Below are 21,295 nucleotides of genomic sequence, written 5' to 3' on the forward strand. Positions count from 1 at the left end.
TGAATTGAATTTTAATCAGTTAAAAAATATTGCTTCTTTTAAAAACACATTACTTTTAATGTGTTTTGCTTTGTCTTTTGGTGAAAATCTCACAGCACAAAACGCATTTCCAGACATCGTAAAAACCAAAGAAGGCAAACTTTCTTTCACCGCAGACGCAAAAGGAAATCAAATTCCTGATTTTTCGTATGCAGGCTACATGGCTTCAGAAAAAGCGATTCCGAATGTGGAGAATAAAATTTTTGTTCCGAAACAAGAAGGTGATCCAACCCAAAGAATTCAGGCAGCGATTGATTATGTAAGCAATCTAAAACCGAACAAATCAGGTTTTCGAGGTGCTGTACTTTTAGACAAAGGAATTTTTAAAATCAGTGGAACTTTATTCATCAGAAAATCCGGAGTGGTTTTACGAGGAAGCGGAAACAATGAAAACGGAACAATTTTATTAGGAACCGGATTAAAAAGAGAAGCCGTAATTAGAATTTTAGGAATTGATGATAAAAAGTTAGGAGAAACTTTCGAATTCAATACAACATATACACCGCTCGGAACAAAAATAATTCAATTAAAAAACGCCTCAAAATTAAAACCGTCTGATGAAATTATCATCACAAAACCTTTAACTGCAAATTGGATTAAAGAACTAAAAATGGATGATTTTGGCGCAGAAACCGGTTGGATTGGCTGGAAAAAAGACGATTGGGATATTTCATGGAACAGAGTGGTAACCAAAATTAATGGAAATGAAGTAACACTAAACGCTCCCTTAACCATGACTTTGGATGACGTTTACGGAACTGCAAAAGTAACAGTCTATTCATGGTCAGGAAGAATTGAGCAAATCGGAATCGAAAATATCCTTTTGAAATCAACTTATGATACTTCAAAACCAAAAGACGAAGAACACAGATGGTTTGGAATTAGCATCGAAAACACAAAAAATGCCTGGGTAAAACAAGTCAGTTTCAAGCATTTTGCTGGAGGAGCAGTTTCGCTTTTAAAATCAGCACAGCAAATTACAGTTGAAGATTGTATTGCAACCGAACCCGTTTCTGAAATCGCAGGTTTTAGAAGACATACTTTTTATACCGAAGGCCAGCAAACTTTATTTCAGCGTTGTTATTCAGAATACGGTTATCACGATTTTGCCGTGGGAGGATTTGGAACAACAGGCCCGAATGTCTTTATTCAATGCGAATCGTATTTGCCTTTCAATAACAGCGGTGCGATTGGCAGTTGGGCAACCGGAGTTTTATTTGAAGTTTCATATATCGACGGTCACGCTTTAAGTTACAATAACAGAGAACAAAACGGACGAGGCGCAGGCTGGACGGCCGCAAATAGTGTTATTTGGGAAACTTCGGCATCAAAAATAGAATGTTATAATCCGCCAACGGCACAAAACTGGGCTTTTGGAACTTGGGGTGGCATCATGGCTGGCGACGGTCATTGGAAAGAAGTAAACGGGCATATCAATCCAAGGAGTTTGTTTTATGCACAGTTAGAAAGCAGATTGGAAAAACTTCCCATAAATCCTCATATTTATGATCTCGGCTCAGAACCTTCATCAAGTCCGGCTGTTGAAGTGGCGCAGGAATTAACCAAAAATTCAGTCGCTCCAAAAGAAAGTCTAATCGAATGGATTGCCGAAGTTTCGAAATTAAATCCAATTGACACAAACAATTCAGGTCTTAAAAATGCGAATGATTTAAAGATAAATTCGGCACAAAATACAATTTCAAACACAAAAGTAATCGTAAAAAACGGTTGGCTTACTTACGATAATAAAATAATCGCCGGAAATCGATTAAGCGTGCCGTGGTGGAGAGGAAGTTTGAGAGATAGTGATATTTCGAAGTCATTGCCGGATATTACCAGATTTGTTCCGGGAAGAACTGGAACCGGATTTACAGATAATATCGACGAAGTTTCCGATTATTTGACAACCAAAAATATGATCGCTTTAGAACATAATTACGGTTTATGGTACGAAAGAAGAATGGACGATCACGAACGCGTTCGCCGTTTTGATGCTGATGTCTGGCCTCCGTTTTACGAACAGCCATTTGCCAGAAGCGGACAGGATTTTGCCTGGGACCAATTAAGTAAATATGACCTGACAAAATTCAATGATTGGTATTGGGAGCGCTTGTCACTTTTTGCTGATTTGGCCGAAACCAAAGGACAATTGTTAATCAATCAGCAATATTTTCAACATAATATTATCGAAGCCGGAGCGCATTGGTCGAGCTCGCCTTGGCGTTCGGCAAACAATATAAACAGTACAGGATTTCCAGAGCCTCCGCCATATGCAGGCGATAAACGTATCTTTATGGCAGAACAATTTTATGATGTTACAAATCCTGCAAGAAGAAAATTACATCAGGGATTTATTCGTAAATCATTAGAAAATTTTCAGGAAAACAGCAACGTAATTCAGTTAACAAGTGCCGAATATACAGGTCCGCTTCACTTTATGGAATTCTGGCTGGATGAAGTTCAAAAATGGAAAGACGAAAACGGTAAAAAAGCAATTATAGGTTTAAGTGCCACAAAAGATGTTCAGGATGCTATTTTGAATGATGCAAAAAGAGCCAAAACAGTTGATGTAATTGACATTCGTTATTGGTATTATAAAGAAGACGGATCGGCTTATGCGCCAGAAGGAGGGAAAAATTTAGCACCAAGACAACACGCAAGAAAACTCAAAACCGGAAAAGAAACAGACGATCAGGTATATCGCGCCGTTCGTGAATACAGAGAAAAATATCCTGAAAAAATCATTTTATATTCAACAGATGGATCGTCAAGATTTGGATGGCCGGCTTTAATGGCGGGAGCTTCATTGGCAAACCTTCCCAAAATTGCGCTTCCTGAGTTTTATTCCGCTTTAAGCGAAATGAAATTAGTTGCGGGAAATACGTTTTCAGACAATATCTGGACATTAGAAAATACAGGAAAAAGTTATCTTTTTTACATCAAAAATGAAAAAGAAGTTTCACTTGATCTTTCTGCATACAAAGGAGATTTTGAAGTGTACGCAATCAACGCTGCAACCGGAAATTTAACCAAAAAAGCAAATATCAAAGGAGGAAAAACAGTTGTAATTCCACAATCAGAGATAAAAGAAAAAGTACTTTTTATAGTAAAGAAAAATTAGCCCACGGATGACACAGATTAAACGGATTAGCGCAGATATAATTAAAAATTAAAGAATAAAATGAAATCTGCACAATCTGCCAGATCTGCGAGAAATAAAAAAGAACCAGTGTAAACCAGTTCAATCCGTCAAACCCGTGGTCCAAAAAACATAATTTCAAAATAAACCAAAATGAATCTGAAAATTAAATATCTATACACAATTTGTATAAGCTTTTTGCTGACAGTGCAAAGCGGATATTCTCAATCTGCAGAAAAAACAAAAGGCACTTTGCCGAAAATTAAAGTGTCAAAAAACCAGCATTATTTCATAACCGAAGACGAAAAACCATTCTTTTGGTTGGGTGATACCGGCTGGCTGGCATTTGGAAAATTAGACAGAGAAAGCATAAATAAATATTTTCAGGATCGAAAAGCAAAAGGATTCAATGTTGTTCAGGTGATGGTTTTGCATAATATAAACGCGGTAAATGTTTATGGAGATGCCGCCCTGATAAACGAAGACGTTTCAAAACCTTTAACCACTGCAGGAAATAATTTCAATAATAAGGATGAATACGATTATTGGGATCACGTAGATTTCACTTTGGATGTTGCTCAGAAAAATGGAATCTACGTTGCAATGGTTCCCGTTTGGGGAACAAATGTTTCAAAAGGAAATAAAGTCAGCAAAGAGCAAGCAGAAAAATATGCGAAGTTTTTAGCCGACAGATATAAAAACAGAACCAATGTGATTTGGTTAAACGGCGGAGACACACACGGAAATGAGTTTATGGATATCTGGAACGCTATTGGAAACAAATTAAAAACAAACAATCCAGATCAGTTGGTGACTTTTCACCCTTTTGGAAGAACTGATTCTTCTGAAAATTATCATAATGCAAGCTGGCTGGATTTTAATATGTTTCAATCCGGTCACAGAAGATACGATCAGGATTCAATAAAAACGAATTTCAAAGAAGACAATTATAAATTTGTTCAGCGAGATTTAACCTTAAAACCAACAAAACCTACGCTTGACGGAGAACCATCTTACGAAGGAATTCCGCATGGTTTGCACGATACTTTACAGCCAAAATGGACAGACAATGACGTTCGTCGTTACGGATATTGGTCTGTTTTTGCAGGAGCTGCAGGTTATACATACGGCCATAATGCTGTAATGCAAATGTTTAGGAAAGGCGATAAACCAGCGTACGGAAACAAAGAATTATGGAGTTCTGCCATCAACGCACCAGGAGCCGGACAAATGGTGTACATTAAAAAATTGATGTTAAGTTTTCCATATTTAGAAAGAATTCCGGATCAAACCTTAATCGCCAATCAAGGAGAAAAATACGATTATTTAGTGGCCACAAAAGGCGAAAAATACGCTTTGATTTACACTTACAACGGTAGAAAAATTATTCTGAATATGGGAAAAATTGCCGGAGACAAAGTAACCGCAAGTTGGTACAATCCAAGAAATGGAAAAGAAACAAAAATTGGAATTGTAGATAATAAAGGAACAGAGGAATTTCAGCCATTAGGAGATAAAAAAGATGGAAATGACTGGGTTTTGATTTTGAGAACAAAATAAAGAATAACTCCAATCTTGTCATTTCTCCTCCTTCGAAATGACAAAAAACGAGAATAAAGATCTGCGCAATCTGCAAAATCTGCGTGAAACAAAACACACAAACATGAAAAATATATTAATCATTCTTTGTTTCATAACCACTTTCAACACTGCTTTCGCAAACGACGGCTGGCTGAATATCCTAAACGAAGGAGGTAACAACAAAGGAATAAAATGTACAGAAGCCATTCAAAATGCTATTGAAAAAGCATCAAAAAATGGTGGCGGAACAATTTTTTTTCCTTCTGGGGAATATTTAACGGGTGCGTTAAAACTAAAAAGCAACATTACGATTCATTTAGATTCAGGTGCGCTTTTGAAATTCTCAGACAATTTTGATGATTATTTACCTTATGTAGAAATGCGTTATGAAGGTTTGGTAATGAAATCTTTCTCACCATTATTTTATGCGAAAGATGCCGAAAATATCACCATAAAAGGAAGAGGTATAATCGACGGACAAGGAAAAGCGTGGTGGAACGAAGTATACAGAATAGAAAGTGCCAAAGGACCAATTCCTCAAACTAAATACCAAAAAATGTGGGAAGAACAAAACAAGGGAATCGTTTATTCTGATTATTATAAAAGAACGATTGACAAAAAGTTTTTCAGACCTTCATTCTTTCAGGCTTATGGCTGCAAAAATATTTTAATCGAAGGCGTTACTTTTCAAAATTCACCTTTTTGGACGATAAATCCTGAATTTTGTGATAATGTGACCGTAACAGGGATCTCAATTTTTAATCCGCATTCACCAAATACGGACGGAATTAATCCTTCGTCTTGTACCAATGTTCATATCTCGAATTGCCATATCAGCGTTGGAGACGATTGTATCACCATAAAATCAGGAAGAGATGAAGACGGTCGCAAATACGGAAAAGCAACAGAAAATGTTACCATCACCAATTGCACAATGTTAAGCGGTCACGGAGGTGTTGTAATAGGAAGTGAAATGTCGGGCGGAATCAAGAAAATCACGATTTCAAACTGTGTTTTTGACGGAACAGATCGGGGAATTCGTATCAAAGCAGCACGCGGAAGAGGCGGCGTTGTAGAAGATATTCGCGTCGATAATATTGTAATGAAAAACATCAAAGAAGAAGCAATTGTATTAAGCCTTTTTTACGATAAAGACACCAAAGTTGAATCTGTAACGGAGAAAACACCGATTTTCAGAAACATTCACATGAGCAATATTACAGGTTCGAATGTAAACAAAGCGGGACAAATTTTAGGAATTACCGAAATGCCAATTCAAAACATAACGTTCTCGAATATTAATATGGACGGAAAAGAAGGTTTTACGGTAAGTACAGCAACAGATGTGGAATTTCATGATGTGAAAGTAAACGCAACAGTGGGTTCATCTTTCAAAATATCAGATTCAAAAAATATCATTTTAGACAATGTTGGCTCATCAACACCAATAAAAGGAGTTCCGGTTATTAAGTTGGATAATGTTTTGAATATAATGATTAATAATAATTTTCCATTTAATGCGACCGATGTTTTCATCGAAGCTGATGGAAAAGAAACGAAAAGTATTTTCCTAAAGAATAATGTATTTAATAATGTAACAACCGCAGTTAAAAAAGGAAAAGACTTGGATAAAAAAGCAATTATAGAATAGCAGTTCGTCTTCCTGCAAGGTTTTCGAAACCTTGTAGGTATTTCTATGCGCACAAACTATACCTACAAGGTTTTGGAAACCTTGCAGGACAGAAAAACAAAACATGAAAAAAATATTCACCATAATAATTCTTTTCTTTTTTGCGATAACTTATTCGCAAAAAAAGAAGGAATTATATCTTTTTACGTCGTTTAGAGAACCGGCAACAGAAGGTTTATATCTGGCTTACAGCGAAGATGGTTACAACTGGAAAGGTTTGGAAGGATCGTTCTTAAAACCTGAAATCGGCGCAAGCAAAATCATGCGTGATCCGTCCATAACAAAAGGAGCAGACGGAACGTATCACATGGTTTGGACAACCGACTGGAAAGGCGGAAACGGTTTTGGATATGCCAGTTCTAAAGATTTGATTCATTGGTCACAACAAGAATATATTCCGGTAATGAAGAACGAACCGGAAGTGGTAAACGTTTGGGCGCCGGAAATTTTTTATGATGATGTCAAAAAAGAATATATTATTATTTGGGCATCGACAATTCCGTTTCGATTTGAAAAAGGAGTTGAAGAAGAAAAAAATAATCACAGAATGTATTATGTAACGACCAAGGATTTTAAAACATTCTCTGATACAAAATTATATTACGAACCCGGTTTTAGTGTGATCGATTGTGTGATTGTCAAAAAAAGCAAAAAAGATTATGTTTTGGTTTTGAAAGACAATACAAGACCTATGCGGAATATAAAAGTGGCTTTTGGAAAATCACCTTTAGGGCCATTCGGAAAAATTTCTGAACCGTTGACGGAATATTTATCAGAAGGACCAACTGTTGTTAAAGTTGATAAAAATTGGCTTTTATATTATGACAATTACGGTTCAAAAAATTATAAAGCTTTAAGTACTTCAGATTTTGTTCATTTTGATGATGTTTCGTCAAAAATAAGTCTTCCGGAAGGTCATAAACACGGAACGATTACAACAATTTCTGATGAAGTTTTAAAAGGATTAATTGAAAAGAAATAAAACATAAATTTCACAAATTTTCACAGATTAGATTAATTAAAAATTGAGAATTAAAAATTAAAAACCTGCTTGATCTGCTAAATCTGCGAGAGTAATTTTTTCACGCAGATTTAGCAGATCAAGCAGATAAAATAGAGATTAATACAATGATTGCTTTCCAAAACATAAAAACCAACATCATAACTACAGCCGCAATTCTTTTGATTGGTACAGCTGTAAATGCGCAGAATGACACCGTGCGTTATGTTGGTAAAACACTTTCAAATGTAGATTATCATCACGGGCAATTAAGTCCGGCGGTTGGAGTTCACGCTACACAAATTATGCGCGCAAGCCGTGAACATCCGGAAAAAGCAGATGGTTTTGGATGGACATACAACCACCAGCCTACAATGGCGTATTGGAATGATACTTTTTATCTTCAATATTTAAGTGATCCTGCAGGAGAACATATTCCACCAAGTCAGACATTAATAATGACTTCAAAAGATGGTGTGAGCTGGAAAATGCCAAAAGTAATTTTTCCTATTTATCATATTCCTGATGGATGGAAAAAAGAAGGCGTAGAAGGCATTGCCAAAAATCTGGATGCGATTATGCACCAACGAATGGGTTTTTATACTTCAAAAGACAAACGACTTTTTGCTTTGGCATATTACGGAATCGCCATGGATGAAAAAGACGATCCAAACGACGGAAAAGGAATTGGACGTGTGATTCGTGAAATTAAAAAAGACGGAAGTTTTGGCGAAATTTATTTCATCAGATACAACAAATCATGGGATAAATCGAAATCGGCTTTTCCTTTTTATACTCAGGCAAAAGACAAGGGTTTGAAAAAAGCCTGTGAAGAAATCCTTTCAGATCCTTTGATTTTACAGCAATGGGTGGAAGAAGCCGATCGCGATGATGAATTAATTCCGTTGAAAAAGCCTTATAAAGCGCTTAGTTCGTATCATTTACCAAACGGCGATGTGGTGGGTTTATGGAAACACGCTTTGACTTCGATAAGTAAAGATGGCGGAAAATCATGGGAATATATGCCCGTTCGTGCGCCTGGTTTTGTAAATAGCAACGCCAAAATCTGGGGACAAAAAACATCTGATAATCGTTATGCAACCGTTTATAATCCATCAGAATACCGTTGGCCATTAGCGATTTCAACTAGTGATGATGGTTTAAATTATAAAGATTTATTGTTGGTTCACGGAGAAATTAGTCCGATGCGCTATGGTGGCAACTACAAATCTGCTGGTCCGCAATACGTTCGTGGAATTTCTGAAGGAGACGGAATTCCGCCTGACGGAAAACTTTGGGTAAGCTACAGCGTAAACAAAGAAGATATTTGGGTCGCGTCGATTCCTGTTCCAGTTACAAGTATTATTACAGAAAATGCAAATGATATTTTTAACGAACTTCCAGACGGACAAGAATTAAAGCTTTGGAATACCTACGATTTATCTTGGGCATCTACCAAAATTGAAAAAAAAGACGGCAAAAAATGGCTAACTTTAAGAGATCAGGATAATTTTGATTATGCTCGTGCTGAACGTGTTATTCCGTTTGCAGAGAAAATGGAAGTAACTTTTACCGTTAAACCAGAACAAAATAATCACGGTTTATTGCAGGTGGAATTTCAAAACAAACAAGGATTGCCTGCTGTAAGATTAACGTTTGATTCAGACGGACAATTGAAGACAAAAACCGGTGCGCGTTTTAATACAATCGCCAAATACGAAGCCGGAAAAGAATATAAAGTAAATGTGAAACTGAATGTGAAAACACGTTCGTACACGATAAAAGTAAACGACGAAAAAGAATCAACAAGAATATTTTATGCGCCGGTAGATGGTTTTGAAAGAATTATGTTCCGCACAGGTGAACAAAGATATTCTCCAAATCCGGATACGGCACCAGATACAGACGATTATGATGATTTGCCTCAAACTGGAAAATTAATTCCAGAAGCGGTATTTAATATAGAATCGTTAATCACAAAAAAAATGTAAAACAGAATAGCCACGAATTCACGAATTATTTTATCATTGGGGGCATAATTATTTGCCACAGATTGAGATGATTTCACGGATTAATCGAATTATAATTTCGGTATAAAATTCGAATAATTAAACACAAAGATAAATTAGAGTTAATTTGTGAATTCGTGGCGAAAAAATATATAAAGTGAAGTTTTTCAAAAACATATTATTAGCAATTTGTCTTTTAGTAACTCTCGTTTCTAAAGGACAAATTTTGCCCGTACATCTAACCACAGAAATGGCCGAAAATCCATTAGCTGTTGTTCAAAATCAACCAAGATTTAGCTGGCAATTGGTTGCAAAAGAATCAAATACATCACAAATTGGCTATCAGATTTTGATTTCATCTTCTGAGGAAAAACTAAAAACTGACGAAGGTGATATTTGGAACAGCTTGAGAGTAAATTCTAATAAAAATTTGCACATTGTTTATAGTGGAAGCCCATTAAAACCCGAAACCAAATATTTCTGGAAGGTTAAAGTCTGGAATCAGGAAGGTGAAATTTCGAAATGGAGTAAAACTGCTTTTTTCAGAATGGCTCCCAACGAATCCGATTTAAAACCAATCTGGATTGGCGCGATTACAAAAGCAGATAGCCATTTACCGGAAGGCAGAAATTTTCACTCGGCGACTTATAAAAGAGAAAAAAAAGACTCGATAATCAATGCTTCGGATTCTTTGTCACGCAGAAGTATTATGCTTCGAAAACCTTTTAAGATTGCAAAAGAAATCAAAGAAGCTGTAGTGTATATTTCAGGTTTAGGGCATTATGAATTAACAATTAACGGGAAGAAGATTGGTAACAGCGAGTTTGCGCCTTTATGGACAGATTATGACAAAACGGTCAATTACAATACTTATGAATTATCGGCAAAAGAATTGCAAAAAGGAGAAAATGTAATTGGTGTACTTTTAGGAAACGGAATGTACAACACGCTCGCCGAACGATATACCAAGTTTTTTGTGAGTTTTGGTCCGCCAACTTTATTTTTCAAAATGAAAGTGGTTTACAAAGATGGCTCTGAAGAAATCATAAAATCGGATGAAAGCTGGAAATACAGCAAAAGCCCAATTACCTACAACAGCATTTTTGGAGGTGAAGATTACAACGCCAACTTAGAACAAAAAGGCTGGAATACAAAAGGTTTTAAAGATTCAAACTGGAAAAAAATTGTTGTTCAGGAAGCACCAAAAGGAGTTTTAAGAGCTCAGATTGCGCCGCAGATTACGGTTCAGAAACAATATGATGTTGCGGCATTTAAAGAACTTAAACCTAACTTTTTTGTTTTTAATATGGGACAAAATCTTTCGGGATTTACGACTGTAAAAGTAAAAGGAAAAAAAGGACAAACCGTTCGCGTTTGGGTTGGCGAAAGTTTAAATGATGACGGAACCGTTGGACAGGGAAGATCCGGAAAACCTTATTATTATGACTATACTTTAAAAGGAGATGGCGTAGAAGAATGGCAGCCGAAATTCAGTTACTACGGTTTTCAATATGTGCAGATTGAGAATATTAATTATAAAGAAACCAAAGATAAAAACTTGCCGACGCTGTTGGATTTAAAATCAAATTTCATTTATAATTCCGCTGGCGAAGCAGGAACTTTTGAATCTTCAAATACCATTTTTAATAAAGCGCATGAACTGATCAATAACTCCATAAAAAGTAATTTTCAGAGTGTTTTTACCGATTGTCCGCAACGCGAAAAATTGGGTTGGCTGGAAGAAATTCACTTAAACGGACCGGGTTTAATGTTCAATTATAATCTCGAAAGTTTTATTCCGGCAACGATGCAAAACATCTCAGATTCGCAACGAGAAGACGGTTTAATACCGACAATCGTTCCTGAGTATGTAGTTTTTGGAGGTGATTTTACAGATTCACCAGAGTGGGGCGTAACCGGAGTAATTCTGCCGTGGATGTATTATGAATATTATGGAGACGCTTCTTTATTAGAGAAATATTATCCGGTAATGAAAAAATACGTGGATTATTTAGGTACAAAAGCAAAAGATCATATTGTGTCGCACGGACTTGGTGATTGGTACGATTACGGAACACACGCGGCGGGATATTCAAAAAATAGTCCGATTGCACTTTCGGCGACTTCGCATTATTTTTATGGTGTAAGTTTGGTGGCAAAAGCGGCAAAATTGTTGAACAAAACAGAAGATATTTCGGAATATGAAACTTTGGCTTCTGATATTAAAACCGCTTTCAATAAGGAATTCTTCAATCCCGAAACCAAACAATATGGCACAAACAGCCAGTTTAGTAACGCTGTTCCAGTTTATATGGATATTGTAGAACCACAATATAAAGCGGCTGTAATGCAGAATTTATTAGCAGATATAAAAGCAAAAGGCGACAGATTAACAACGGGCGATGTTGGAAATCGTTATTTGTTTCAGGCTTTGGCACAAAATAGCGAAAACGAAATGATGTACAAAATGAACAATCATTACGATGCGCCGGGTTATGGTTTTCAGATCAAATTTGGGCTGACTACTTTAACCGAACAATGGGATCCGCGAAAAGGAAATTCATGGAATCACTTTATGATGGGACAAATCGAAGAATGGTTTTACCAAAGTTTAGCCGGAATTGTTCCTGATCCTGAAAATCCGGGTTTCAAACATTTCTTTATTCAGCCGCAAGTGGTGGGCGATATGACTTTTGTAAAAGCAACTTACAAATCTGTTTATGGAAATATTGCTTCGGAATGGGAGAAGAAAGATGGTAAATTAATTCTGAAAGTGGAGATTCCCGTGAATACATCGGCAACCATAAAATTGCCAATTGCAGCGGGTACAGAAGTAAAAGTAAACGGAAAAGTAACTAAATACCTGAGATTTGGATCAGGAAAATATACAATTGAATGTAAAATATAAAAATAAATTGGCACACAGATCAAACGGATTTCAACAGATGAACACAGATTTTTTTAAACTATCAAAATAAAATCCGCTCAACCCGCGTCATCCGCGTGCCAATGTCAACAACAAGAAATGAAGAAATTAAAAAACATAAGAAAGGCAATATTACTTTCAATTTTTGCAGTGAGTTTTGCAAATGCGCAAATAACGTCTGATGAAAATTACAGAAAACCCGTTTCAGAAACCTTAAAAAAGATTGAAACTATTTTTCATGTGACAATCAACGACGATCGAGGTTTATTAAAGGGAAAAGAACTCGATTATGCTGATTGGAGAATTGAGCCAGGAAATTTACCAATCTCATTGACGAATATTTTAGCGCCGTTTGAATTAATGTATTTTAAACAACCGGACGGAACTTATATTATAAGAAAATATGAAAACCATAAAGTTTCAGTTGATAAAGGAAAAGAACGATTGTTTTATCTGGAAAGCCTTTACTCAACTAAAGAAGAATGGGAAAAACGTAAAACGGAGTTAAAAGCTTGTATGATTACATCATTTGGTTTAGACAAGGCGCCCCCAACACCAAAGTCTAAGCCACTTTTAACTCCAAAAAGAATTTATAAAGACTACAGTGTCGAAAATATCGGATTGGAAATTCTGCCGGGCGTTTATGTAACAGGTTCGATTTATAAACCGTATCCTTTCAATAAAAAAGCTCCGGTAATTCTAACTCCTGATGGACATTTTGGGGACGGGAGATATAGAAAAGACGAACAATATCGTTGTGCTATTTTGGCTAAAATGGGTGCAATTGTTGTCAGCTACGATTTGTTTGCCTGGGGAGAATCATTATTACAATTTCCGGAACAAACGCACAGAAACAGTATTGCATCAACGGTACAAGTTTTAAGCGGAATCCGTTTATTGGATTATTTATCGACTCAAAAAAATGTTGATATGTCACGTGTTGGCGTTACAGGCGGATCGGGCGGTGGATCTCACACTATGTTTTTGGCGGCAATCGATGATAGAATTACGGTTTCTGCTCCGGTTGTAATGGTTTCGTCTCATTTTTCTGGAGGATGTCCTTGTGAAAGCGGGCGCGGAATTCACCTTTGCGGAAACGGAACAAACAATGCCGAAATTTCAGCAATGATGGCGCCAAAACCACAATTGATTGTTTCTGACGGAAAAGACTGGACATTGGCAGTTCCGGAATTGGAATTTCCTTTTATCCAAAGAACTTATCAATTGTACGGTAAAAAAGATTTGGTAGAAAACGCTCATTTTGCAAAAGAAGGACATGATTTCGGAATTTCAAAACGTATGGCTTTGTATCCGTTTATGGCGAAATATTTAGGTTTGGATTTGAATAAAGTAAAGAACGAAAAAGGCGAAATCGACGAATCAACTTGTGTGATTGAACCTTATGACAAATTATATGTTTTTGGCAATAAAGCCGAAAATTTGCCTAAAAATGCTTTGAAAGATATCGACAAATTATATGAAATGTTTGGAGAGAAAAATAATAAGATTTATGAAGTTAAGAAGTAAGATGTAAAAGATAGCCACGAATTCACGAATTATTTTAAGCCAATTTTAATAATTAAAAATTCGTGAATTTGTGGCAAAAAAAATATACTCTATGAAATTAAAAAATAAAATAACCGCGATTTGTGTTGGAATTTTTTCGTGTGCTGCAACAGCGCAAAGTAATAGTGATTTAAAACTTTGGTACGATAAACCAGCTGCGATTTGGAACGAAGCTTTGCCTTTGGGAAATGGTCGTTTGGGTGCGATGGTTTTTGGAGATCCGGCGGTGGAACGTTTGCAGTTGAACGAAGAAACGATTTGGGCTGGTTCACCAAACAGCAATGCACATACCAAATCGATAAAAGCTTTGCCGATTGTTCGACAATTAATTTTTGATGGAAAATTTGATGAAGCTCAGGAATTGGCTACACAGGATATTATGTCGCAAACCAATGACGGAATGCCGTATCAAACTTTTGGAAGTGTTTATATTTCATTTCCGGGACATCAAAAATATACCAATTATTATAGAGATTTAGATATTGCCAATGCTACGGCAAAGGTAAAATATACGGTAAACGGCGTTGAATTTACAAGAGAAATATTAACGGCTTTTTCAGATCAGGTTATTGCGGTGAAACTTTCGGCAAGTCAACCAGGACAAATTACGTGTAATGTTTTTATGAATAGTCCAATTGATAAAACGGTTGCTTCAACTGAAGGAAACCAAATTATACTTTCTGGTTTGGGAACCAATTTTGAAGGGGTAAAAGGAAAAGTAAAATTTCAGGGAAGGTTAACGGCTAAAAATAAAGGTGGCGAAATTGACGCGAGCAACGGCGTTTTAAGTATTAACAAAGCAGATGAAGTAACTTTATACATTTCGATCGCAACGAATTTCAAAAATTATCAGGATATTTCAGAAGATGAAATTGCGAAAAGCAAAGGATATTTGGCGAAAGCCGAAACCAAAGATTTTGAAACTATAAAAAAAGCGCATGTCGATTATTATCAAAAATTCTTCAACAGAGTTTCTTTTGATTTGGGAACAAACGACGCGGCTAAGAAACCAACCAACGAAAGAATCAGAGATTTCTCGAAACAATTTGATCCGCAATTGGCGAGTTTGTATTTTCAATTTGGGCGTTATCTTTTAATATCGAGTTCACAACCTGGCGGACAACCTGCGAATTTGCAAGGAATTTGGAATGATATGGTTACGCCACCCTGGGACAGTAAATACACCACAAACATCAATGCCGAAATGAATTATTGGCCTGCACAGGTAACCAATCTTCAGGAAATGCATGAACCTTTTGTTCAAATGGCAAAAGAATTAAGCGTTACGGGAGCAGAAACAGCAAGAATGATGTACAATGCCAGCGGTTGGGTTTTACACCACAATACCGATATTTGGCGTGTTACCGCTCCGGTTGATTCTGCTGCATCTGGAATGTGGCCAACGGGTGGTGCCTGGGTTTGTCAGGATTTATGGGAAAGATATTTATATACCGGTGATAAAAAATATTTAGAAGAAATTTATCCGATCATGAAAGGAGCAGCAGATTTCTTTCTTGATTTTATGGTTATCGATCCAAATACAAAATATTTAGTTGTAGTTCCTTCAAGTTCACCTGAGAACACACATGCGGGTGGAAGCGGAAAAGCGACAATTGCTTCCGGAACGACAATGGATAATCAATTGGTTTTTGATTTATTTACGCATGTTATTGAAGCTTCCAAATTGGTTTCACCAGATGCTGCTTATGTAAAAAAAGTAAGTGAAGCGCTGGCAAAAATGCCTCCAATGAAAGTGGGGAAACACAGTCAGTTACAAGAATGGCAGGACGATTGGGATAATCCGAAAGACAATCACCGACACGTTTCGCACTTGTACGGATTGTATCCAAGTAATCAGATTTCGGCAGTGAAAACTCCTGAATTATTTGAGGCAGCAAAACAATCTTTGATATATAGAACAGACGAATCGACAGGATGGTCGATGGGCTGGAAAGTAAATTTATGGGCCAGATTATTAGATGGAAATCATGCTTATAAACTGATTCAGGATCAACTGCATTTGGTAACGTCCGACCAAAGAAAAGGTGGTGGAACTTACCCAAATATGTTAGATGCGCACCAGCCGTTTCAAATTGATGGGAATTTTGGCTGTACTGCCGGAATTGCCGAAATGCTGATGCAAAGTCAGGAAGATGCGATACATTTATTGCCGGCCTTACCAGACGTTTGGAAAGATGGAAGTGTAAAAGGTTTGGTTTCGCGAGGTGGTTTTGTAATTGATATGACCTGGAAAAACAATAAAGTTTCTGAACTAAAAATTTATTCTAAAATAGGAGGAAACTGTAGATTAAAAGTAGAGAATACGTTAAAAGGATCGTCGCTTAAAAAAGCAAAAGGGAAAAATACAAATCCATTATTTTATGATGTTGAAGTGAATAAACCAATCATATCTGAAAAAGCGAATTTGAAGAAAGTTATGTTGCCAAAGTATAATGAATATGATGTTCAAATGAAGGCAGGGCAGACTTATACTTTTAAAGGGAATTAGGTTCTCCTAACAGGTTTTTAAAACCTGTTAGGTATAAAGTAGCAAGTCCAGTTTGTCATTCCGAGGAACGAGGAATCCCCGTTGCTGGGTCGACAAAGATTGGTGCTTTTGATTGTAGAGTTACTTGCGGAGATTCCTCGTTCCTCGGAATGACAAACTAGTCGCAGAAAAAGAATTAAATAAAAAAAAGAATAATGTTACATCATTTTAAATACAAAATAATAGCTTTTATAATCCTGATTGCAACTTTAAACGGCTGTAAATCTGGTGCGGACTATTCTCAAAAAGGAAAAGCGGTTATTTTAAAAGAAAAAAACTTCAAACATTATGTTGATTATTTCAACACCATGGAAGATGAGAATTTAAAATTTGCGATTCCGAATGATTCGGCTTGGACTTGGATGAAAAAGAATATTCCGTTGTTTGAATGTCCGCAGCAAAATTTTGAGGAGATTTATTATTTCCGTTGGTGGAGCGCGCGCAAACATATTAAGAAAACTCCGCAGGGATTTGCGATTACAGAGTTTTTGGTAGATCGTTCTTATGCCGATAAATACAATATGATTAGTTGTGCGTTGGGACATCATATTAATGAATTTCGATGGGTTCATGATCCGCAATATTTGGAGCAGGATGTTCATTTATGGTTTAGAGGAAATGATGGCAAACCGATGAAAAAGCTTCGAACTTTTAGCAGTTGGACTGCAGATGCTTTGTACAACAGGTATTTAGTAAATAAAGACGACAAATTTTTATTGGATATGTATCCTGATTTGGTTGCAGAATATGGAGCTTGGGAAGGCGACAGAAAACGAAAAGACGGCTTATTCTGGCAGTTTGATGTAAAAGACGGAATGGAAGAATCGTTGAGTGGTGCCAGAAAATTTAGAAATGCGCGCCCAACAATTAATAGTTATATGTTTGGAAATGCAACCGCTTTGGCGAAAATTGCCAAAATGAAAGGCGACGTCAAACAAGAAAGTTATTTTGAAGCGAAAGCAGATACGCTTCAAAAATTAGTAGAAACAAAACTATGGAATCCTAAAAGTGAATTCTTTGAGACCTTTACAGAAAAAGATACATTAGCGCAGGTTCGGGAAGCCATCGGATTTATTCCGTGGTATTTTAATTTACCACAGAAAAATAAAGGTTTTGAGAAAGCGTGGGAACAGATTAAAGATGAAAAAGGATTTTCGGCACCTTTTGGATTAACAACGGCTGAAAGAAGAAGCCCGCGTTTTAGAACGCACGGAACTGGAACTTGTGAATGGGACGGCGCAATTTGGCCTTTTGCCAGTTCGCAAACTTTGACCGCTTTGGCAAATGTATTGAACAATTACGATCAGAATTTTGTTGCCAAAACCGATTATTTCAAACAAATGGATTTGTATGTGCAGTCGCAATATTACCGTGGAAAACCGTATGTTGGCGAATATTTAGACGAAACAACAGGATATTGGTTGATGGGCGACAGAGAAAGAAGCCGTTACTATAATCATTCGACTTTTAATGATTTGATGATTACCGGTTTGGTTGGTTTGCGCCCAAGAGTAGATGAAAAAATAGAAGTGAATCCATTAATTCCGCAGGAAAAATGGGATTGGTTTTGTTTGGATAATGTTTTGTATCACGGCAATATTATTACGATTCTTTGGGATAAAACGGGAGAAAAATATCATAAAGGAAAAGGATTCAGGATTTTTAAAAATGGTAAGGAAATTGCGGTTTCTGAGAAGCTAGAAAGATTGGTTTCGGAGTAAATTTTAAAAAGCTTCAGAGAAGCAAAATATTTATAGCAAATACAGACCTGAATGATAAAAAGCTCCAGCGGAGCGACACAGACTAGGAATTATTTCGCCCCGCTGGGGCTTAATGAACTTACTATTATAAAATCTATAAATATATTGTCCCTCTGGGACTTTACATTGGTTAAACAAAAATTATGAAAAAGTTTTTTTTACATACAACATTCATCATCATAACATTGATTTCTTTTTCGGCGAAAGCCCAAAATAAAATCAGCGTTACCAATTTGCAATGCGAAATGCTGAACAATCCGGAAGGAATTGATGTTGTAAAACCAAGATTGAGCTGGCAAATAAATGCAGATGTAAATGATGTAAAACAAACGGCGTATCAAATTATTGTGGCTTCGACTTTAGAAAACTTAAATTCAAATAATGCCGATTTATGGGATAGCGGAAAAATTGAAAATGATGAATCTGTCAATATTATTTATAAAGGAAAAAAACTTGACGACAAACAAAATGCGTTTTGGAAAGTAACCGTCTGGACGAATAAAGGGGAAATTCAATCGAAAGAAAAGGCGAATTTTAGTATGGGAATTTTAAATTATGCCGACTGGAAATCAACACGCTGGATTGGTTATGAAAAAGCTTCTGCCGGAGATAGTATTTCTCAATATTCAAAATTGTCGGCGAGATATCTTCGAAAAGAAATCAACTTAAAAAAACAAATTAAAAATGCGAAGGTATATATAATGGGCATGGGTTTGTATGAATTGTACATTAACGGAAATAAAATTGGCGATCAGGTTTTGGCGCCGGTTCCTACGGATTATACAAAAAATGTAAAATACAATGTTTTTGACGTGACTTCGCAATTGAAAGAAGGAAAAAATATGTTGGGAACGATTTTAGGAAACGGACGTTTTTTTACGATGCGTCAGGATTATAAACCGTATAAAATTAAAACTTTTGGTTACCCAAAAATGGCTTTGCAGCTTTTTGTTGAATATACGGATGGAACAAAAGACGTAATTAGAACCGATGATACCTGGAAAGTTACCACAAACGGACCGATTTTATCGAACAATGAATACGACGGTGAAGAATACGACGCGAGAAAAGAAATGAAAAATTGGAACACCACCAATTTTGATGATAAAACTTGGTTAACAGCAGAATATGTTCAGGAACCGGGTGGTTTTTATGAAGCACAAATGACGCCGAATATGAAAATAATGGGCGAAGTAAAACCAATTTCAATCAAGCAAACGCCAAGAGGAACTTATATTCTCGATATGGGTCAAAATATGGTAGGCTGGCTGCAATTGAAAGTAAAAGGAAAAAGCGGCGACAAAATCACGTTGAAATTTGCTGAATCATTACAAACCGATGGATCTTTATATATCGATAATTTACGCGATGCCAGAACAACAGATGTTTATACTTTAAAAGGCGAAGGAGAAGAAATTTGGGAACCGACTTTTATATTTCACGGATTCCGTTTTGTAGAAGTTTCAGGATTTTCGACAAAACCAACTTTGGATAATTTTGTTGGAAAAGTGGTTTACGATGACATCAAAACAATTGGAACTTTTGAATCTTCGGATGCTGTGATGAACCAGATTTTTAAGAATGCCTATTGGGGAATTAGAGGAAATTACAAAGGAATGCCAATCGATTGTCCGCAACGAAATGAGCGTCAGCCGTGGTTGGGCGACAGAACGACGGGAGCTTATGGCGAAAGTTTTTTATTCGATAACCAGACGTTGTATGCCAAATGGCTTGATGATATTAAAAATGCACAAACCGCAGATGGCGGAATTCCGGATGTTGCACCGGCATTTTGGCGTTATTACGGTGATAATGTAACCTGGCCGGGAACGTATATTACAGTTGCAGATATGCTGTATCAGCAATTTGGAGATAAAAAAGTAATCGAAAAACATTATCCATCGATGAAAAAATGGATTGTGTACATGGAAGAAAATTATCTGGTTAACGATTTAATGACCAAAGACAAATACGGAGACTGGTGTGTTCCGCCGGAATCTTTAGAATTAATTCATTCCAAAGATTCGACCAGAACCACAAATGGAGAATTAATTGCGAGCGCATTCTATTATCATTTATTGCAAAAAATGAAAAAGTTTGCAACAATTAACGGGATAAATTCGGAAGATATTCAATATTACGATTCACTTTCTGAAAGAATAAAAACAGCTTTTAATGCGAAGTTTTTCGATTCAAAAACAAATAAATATGCAAATAATACGGTAACAGCAAATTTGCTTCCGTTGACTTTTGGAATGGTTCCTGAAAATCTTCAGTCAAAAGTATTTGACAATATTGTGCATGAAGTTGAGGTAACGTACAAAGGTCATATAAGTACGGGCGTTATTGGAACTCAATTTTTAATGCGAACGTTATCTCAATTTGGAAGACCGGATTTAAGTTATAAACTGGCTTCAAATAATACTTATCCGAGTTGGGGTTATATGGCGAAAAATGGCGCAACCACGATTTGGGAGTTATGGAACGGAAATACCGCAGATCCTAAAATGAATTCGCAAAACCATGTGATGCTTTTGGGCGATTTATTGATTTGGTATTATGAAAATATAGCAGGAATCAAGAGTAATCCTGAAACTCCGGGTTTCAAACAAATTATCATGAAACCTGATTTTGAAGCCGGATTGAGTTTTGTAAATGCTTCTTATGAATCTATTTATGGTTTGATTAAAAGTGATTGGAAAAAAGCTAAAAATAAACTCGATTGGAAAATAAATATTCCGGCGAATAGTTCCACAATAATTTATCTGCCAACGTCTGATGTTTCAGCTGTAACTATTAATAATCAAAAATTAAGCGTTGCTTTTTCATCTTCTTATAAAATTGAAAACAAGAACTTGGTTCTTAATTTATCATCCGGATCTTATACTATCGTCGTAAAGCGTTAATTTTAGACAATTCGGGACAGTACAGGATACATCGTTAAATTTTTAGTGTTATTTTTACACTTAATAAATATTTTTGCCTAAAAAAATATTAGGAATGTATTTATAATCCAAAATTTTAATTCAAAATAAAA

General features: G+C 36.2%; 10 protein-coding genes. All 10 read left to right on the forward strand.

Annotated features, from left to right (window positions below):
* The first annotated feature begins 4 nt into the window (after nucleotides 1-4).
* The 10 genes from RT99_RS15985 to RT99_RS16030 all read left to right on the forward strand — a co-directional run bounded on the left by RT99_RS15985 (nucleotide 5) and on the right by RT99_RS16030 (nucleotide 21,164).
* Complete coding sequence (locus RT99_RS15985; RefSeq protein WP_242607220.1) at nucleotides 5-3,160, forward strand: DUF6298 domain-containing protein; 3,156 nt, start codon at nucleotides 5-7, stop codon at nucleotides 3,158-3,160.
* 171 nt (nucleotides 3,161-3,331) lie between these two features.
* Nucleotides 3,332-4,738, forward strand: a complete 1,407-nt coding sequence (locus RT99_RS15990; protein WP_042565764.1) for a glycoside hydrolase family 140 protein — start codon at nucleotides 3,332-3,334, stop codon at nucleotides 4,736-4,738.
* A 103-nt stretch (nucleotides 4,739-4,841) separates the two neighbouring features.
* Complete coding sequence (locus RT99_RS15995; protein WP_042566037.1) at nucleotides 4,842-6,410, forward strand: glycoside hydrolase family 28 protein; 1,569 nt, start codon at nucleotides 4,842-4,844, stop codon at nucleotides 6,408-6,410.
* A gap of 103 nt (nucleotides 6,411-6,513) precedes the next feature.
* On the forward strand, nucleotides 6,514-7,431 hold the full coding sequence (locus tag RT99_RS16000; protein ID WP_042565765.1) for a glycoside hydrolase family 43 protein: 918 nt from the start codon (nucleotides 6,514-6,516) through the stop codon (nucleotides 7,429-7,431).
* A 146-nt stretch (nucleotides 7,432-7,577) separates the two neighbouring features.
* Nucleotides 7,578-9,440, forward strand: a complete 1,863-nt coding sequence (locus tag RT99_RS16005; protein WP_042565766.1) for a six-hairpin glycosidase — start codon at nucleotides 7,578-7,580, stop codon at nucleotides 9,438-9,440.
* A 244-nt stretch (nucleotides 9,441-9,684) separates the two neighbouring features.
* Nucleotides 9,685-12,366, forward strand: coding sequence for a glycoside hydrolase family 78 protein (locus tag RT99_RS16010; RefSeq protein WP_242607221.1), 2,682 nt, complete (start codon nucleotides 9,685-9,687; stop codon nucleotides 12,364-12,366).
* 117 nt (nucleotides 12,367-12,483) lie between these two features.
* Nucleotides 12,484-13,911: a S9 family peptidase gene (locus RT99_RS16015; protein ID WP_042565768.1), complete on the forward strand. Its 1,428-nt coding sequence runs from the start codon at nucleotides 12,484-12,486 to the stop codon at nucleotides 13,909-13,911.
* 91 nt (nucleotides 13,912-14,002) lie between these two features.
* Nucleotides 14,003-16,459 carry a glycoside hydrolase N-terminal domain-containing protein gene (locus RT99_RS16020; RefSeq protein WP_042565769.1) on the forward strand — a complete coding sequence of 819 codons (2,457 nt, stop codon included), beginning with the start codon at nucleotides 14,003-14,005 and terminating at the stop codon, nucleotides 16,457-16,459.
* Between the two features lie 194 nt (nucleotides 16,460-16,653).
* Entirely contained in the window at nucleotides 16,654-18,219 is a 1,566-nt protein-coding gene (locus tag RT99_RS16025) for a glycosyl hydrolase family 65 protein (RefSeq protein WP_042565770.1), read from the forward strand.
* A gap of 182 nt (nucleotides 18,220-18,401) precedes the next feature.
* Nucleotides 18,402-21,164, forward strand: a complete 2,763-nt coding sequence (locus RT99_RS16030; protein ID WP_042565771.1) for a glycoside hydrolase family 78 protein — start codon at nucleotides 18,402-18,404, stop codon at nucleotides 21,162-21,164.
* Nucleotides 21,165-21,295 lie beyond the last annotated feature (131 nt).

This window comes from Flavobacterium sp. MEB061 (assembly GCF_000834715.1).
Classification (GTDB): Bacteria; Bacteroidota; Bacteroidia; order Flavobacteriales; family Flavobacteriaceae; genus Flavobacterium; species Flavobacterium pectinovorum.

Coding starts and splice junctions, on each gene's coding strand:
- RT99_RS16005 (WP_042565766.1), top strand. CDS start 7,578: ATGATTGCTTTCCAAAACATAAAAACCAACATCATAACTACAGCCGCA.
- RT99_RS16015 (WP_042565768.1), top strand. CDS start 12,484: ATGAAGAAATTAAAAAACATAAGAAAGGCAATATTACTTTCAATTTTT.
- RT99_RS16020 (WP_042565769.1), top strand. CDS start 14,003: ATGAAATTAAAAAATAAAATAACCGCGATTTGTGTTGGAATTTTTTCG.
- RT99_RS16025 (WP_042565770.1), top strand. CDS start 16,654: ATGTTACATCATTTTAAATACAAAATAATAGCTTTTATAATCCTGATT.
- RT99_RS15995 (WP_042566037.1), top strand. CDS start 4,842: ATGAAAAATATATTAATCATTCTTTGTTTCATAACCACTTTCAACACT.
- RT99_RS16000 (WP_042565765.1), top strand. CDS start 6,514: ATGAAAAAAATATTCACCATAATAATTCTTTTCTTTTTTGCGATAACT.
- RT99_RS16030 (WP_042565771.1), top strand. CDS start 18,402: ATGAAAAAGTTTTTTTTACATACAACATTCATCATCATAACATTGATT.
- RT99_RS15990 (WP_042565764.1), top strand. CDS start 3,332: ATGAATCTGAAAATTAAATATCTATACACAATTTGTATAAGCTTTTTG.